This is a genomic window from Massilia psychrophila, assembly GCF_002760665.1.
GTDB lineage: Bacteria > Pseudomonadota > Gammaproteobacteria > Burkholderiales > Burkholderiaceae_D > JAFCUW01.
The window spans coordinates 1-3,390 of the sequence record NZ_PDOB01000070.1; the positions used below are offsets into that span (position 1 = coordinate 1).

Here is a 3,390-nt window from a genome sequence, read left to right on the forward strand (position 1 = left end):
ATCTTGTTTGTTGGCATTGCTGCCACTGTCCGTTAAGACAGGTCGCTCACTCAAAATACTGACAGGCCACTTCTTGCGAAGCGCCTATATTTCTTTTTTGTGAACATTTGATAATTTAAGTATTCAGCGACCGAAGTCACTGGCACTTTCATCAAACGCCCACACTTATCGACTGTTAATTGTTAAAGAACTTATTCGGTACATCTTGCTGCGCAGTACGAAGCGTTGTGTTCGTTGCAGCAGAGAGGTGAGATTATGCAGCGTTTCGCGTTTCTCGTCAACCTTCATTTTTACCGTCACCGTCTTTTCAGACGACCCCAACTGCTTGATTTTGTTAACCATTTCAGCGGGGAGGCGAACTATAGCAAGGGCCGACCTTGCTTGGCAAGGCTTTCTAAAAAAATTTCGTCAATGACGGTCGAGCGCCATCGCTTGTAAGTGCCAAGTAGTAGATTACGCCATCGATCAGTAGTAAAACTACAAAGTTTATTGACTTCATATTTTGCCGAGCGTAAATTACAGCAGCTGTTGCACAGTTACGTATGTGCAAGAGCAGAGACAAGGTTGCTGAAGTACAAACAAGCCCAGGACGGCCAGCACGCCACAGACAGTCAATTGCCATTGCTGCTGCGAGCAAGAACTGCCTGCAACCGCACATGGCACACATTAGTCGCTGCGCATTCTGTCTGACCACAACAAAAATGGAGACATGTATGAAATTCCACCCCACTTTAACTGCCGCCCTGCTTACCTGCATTCTCGCAGGGAGTCCGGCTTGGGCTGCAATTAACGCCAGCAAGCTCGGCGCCAGTTATGATGCTACCAACGCGAATGTGACCTTCAAGGTGTATTCCAGCCGTGCTTCCCGGATTGAATTATTGCTCTACAGCACCGCAACGGGCACCGTTGAAAAGGCGCGTTATGTGATGACACTCGGCACTGGCGGGGTATGGAATTCCAGTATCCCGGTGACTACGCTCAACGGACAGGGACTGACCGGCACGCTGTATTACGGCTACCGCGCATGGGGCCCGAATTGGCCCTACAGCACAAGTTGGGTGAAGGGCTCGGCCACTGGCTTCATTAGTGACATTGACGCCAGCGGCAACCGCTTTAATCCGAACAAGCTGCTGACAGACCCCTATGCGCGCGAGCTGAGCCACGATCCAACTACCAGCACGATGAACAACGGCACCATCTATGCGAGCGGCGCCACGTATCGCAACATCGACACTGGCAATATGGCGCCGAAGGGGATCGTGTTGGCAGGCGATACGCAGTCGATTGGTACCAAGCCGACGCGCGCGTTGAAGGATGATATCGTTTATGAGACGCACGTTCGTGGCTTGACCATGAACGACGCCAGCATCACCGCGGCACACCGCGGCACCTACAAGGGCGCAGGCCTGAAAGCGGCATACCTGGCGAGCTTGGGCGTGACGGCGATTGAATTTCTACCGGTCCAGGAAACTCAGAACGATACCAACGACAGCGATCCGAACACCAGCGCAGGTGACAATTACTGGGGCTACATGACGCTCAACTATTTTGCCCCCGACCGCCGATACGCCTACGATAAAACAGCTGGCGGCCCTACCCGGGAATTCAAGGAGATGGTCAAGGCATATCATGATCAGGGCATCAAGGTACTGATCGACGTGGTGTACAACCACACTGGCGAAGGCGGCGCCTGGTCGCCGACCGACAAGACGACTTATAACATCTATGGCATGCGCGGACTGGATAATCCGACTTACTACAGCTTGACTACGGACCTGCAGTCTTCGTGGGATAACACTGGCGTTGGCGGCAATTACAACAGCCGGAATGCGATCGCCCAGAATCTGATCGTCGATTCGCTCGCCTACTGGCGCGATACACTCGGCGTCGACGGTTACCGCTTCGACCTGGCCTCGGTGCTCGGAAACACCTGCCAGCACGGCTGCTACAATTTTGACAAAATGGATTCGGGCAATGCGTTGAACCGGATCGTCGCCGAACTTTCACCGCGGCCTGGTACGGGCGGTAGTGGCGTCGACCTGATCGCGGAACCTTGGGCAATCGGCGGCAACTCTTACCAGGTTGGCGGCTTTCCGAGTGGCTGGGCTGAATGGAACGGCATGTACCGCGACACTGTACGCCAGGCGCAGAACAAGTTGGGCTCGGTCGCCGTTACCGCAGGCCAGCTGGCGACACGCTTTTCCGGATCCAGCGATTTATACGGCGACGACGGCCGTAAACCTTGGCATTCGGTCAATTTTATCACCGCGCATGACGGTTTTTCACTGAAGGATCTGTATAGCTGCAACAGCAAAAGCAATTTGCAGGCATGGCCATACGGCCCAAGTGACGGTGGCGACGACAACAACAACAGCTGGGACCAAGGTGGCATCGCAGCGGATCAGCGCAGGGCCGCGCGCAATGGCTTGGCGTTGATGATGTTGTCGGCCGGCGTACCGATGTTGGTTGGCGGCGATGAAGCATTGCACAGCATGAATTGCAATAACAATCCCTACAATCTCGATTCGAGCGCAAATTGGCTAGGTTGGAGTTGGAATACCGACCAGAGCAATTTTCAATCGTTTTCCAAGGGGATGATTGCCTTTCGCAAAGCGCATCCGGCGCTGCGCCCAGCCAATTTTTACTCGAGCGTCGACAATAACAGCAATGCAATGGAGCAACTGCGGTGGTTCAAACCGGATGGCGGTATGGCTGACGCGACTTACTTCAACGATGCAGCCAACCATGCGATCGCTTGGCGTATCGATGGCAGCGAGTTCGGCGATTCGGCAGCGGCGATCTACGTGGCACACAATGCATGGAGTGCACAAGTGAACTTCACGCTGCCGTGGCCAGGTGCCGGCAAGACCTGGCACCGGGTTACTGACACGTGCACTTGGGCGGAAGGCGCCACCCAAGTTCGGGCGCCCGGGACCGAAGTCCTTGTGGGCGGCGAGAACACTGTTTATGGCGTGTGTGGAAGAGGATCGCTGGTGTTGATTGCGAAATAATTAGAAGGAGCGGCGCTCAATTCCGGCGCCTTTCGTAAATGCATTTCATTACACAATCATTGCTTGCCTGATCCGTGCGGTCGCCGCCGGCGAACGCGTCCCCCTGCAGCACGCCACCGAGGTTTGCCATATGCGCCTGCGGATGCTGGCCCTGGCGGTTTGGCGTATCGGCGAACCATGCCGCCGGCGCCGTCAGCGAGCCGGAACGCCTGTCGTCGCGCAAGTAAACCCACAACCGCCCTGTCTTGGTTTCCCCCTGTGTCAGGATAGATGTCGCGTCATTTGATTCACATTAATCGTATTCGGGGGCGGAGCAAAGACATGCAGTGAAACGTTATTCAGCAGAGCGCAAAGAAGCCATCTTGAGACGGATGATGCC

Annotated in this window: 1 protein-coding gene and 1 pseudogene; one reads left to right on the forward strand and one right to left on the reverse strand. The window is 54.8% G+C overall.

The genetic code is table 11. The features are described 5' to 3' along the window. Positions 1 to 713: 713 nt before the first annotated feature. Entirely contained in the window at positions 714 to 3,011 is a 2,298-nt protein-coding gene (locus CR103_RS21535) for a glycogen debranching protein (protein ID WP_099917938.1), read from the forward strand. 76 nt (positions 3,012 to 3,087) lie between these two features. On the opposite strand, the pseudogene CR103_RS21540 reads toward CR103_RS21535, so the two are convergent. Then, a pseudogene (locus CR103_RS21540) lies at positions 3,088 to 3,264 on the reverse strand (IS66 family transposase); the annotation flags it as partial. Positions 3,265 to 3,390: the final 126 nt, after the last annotated feature.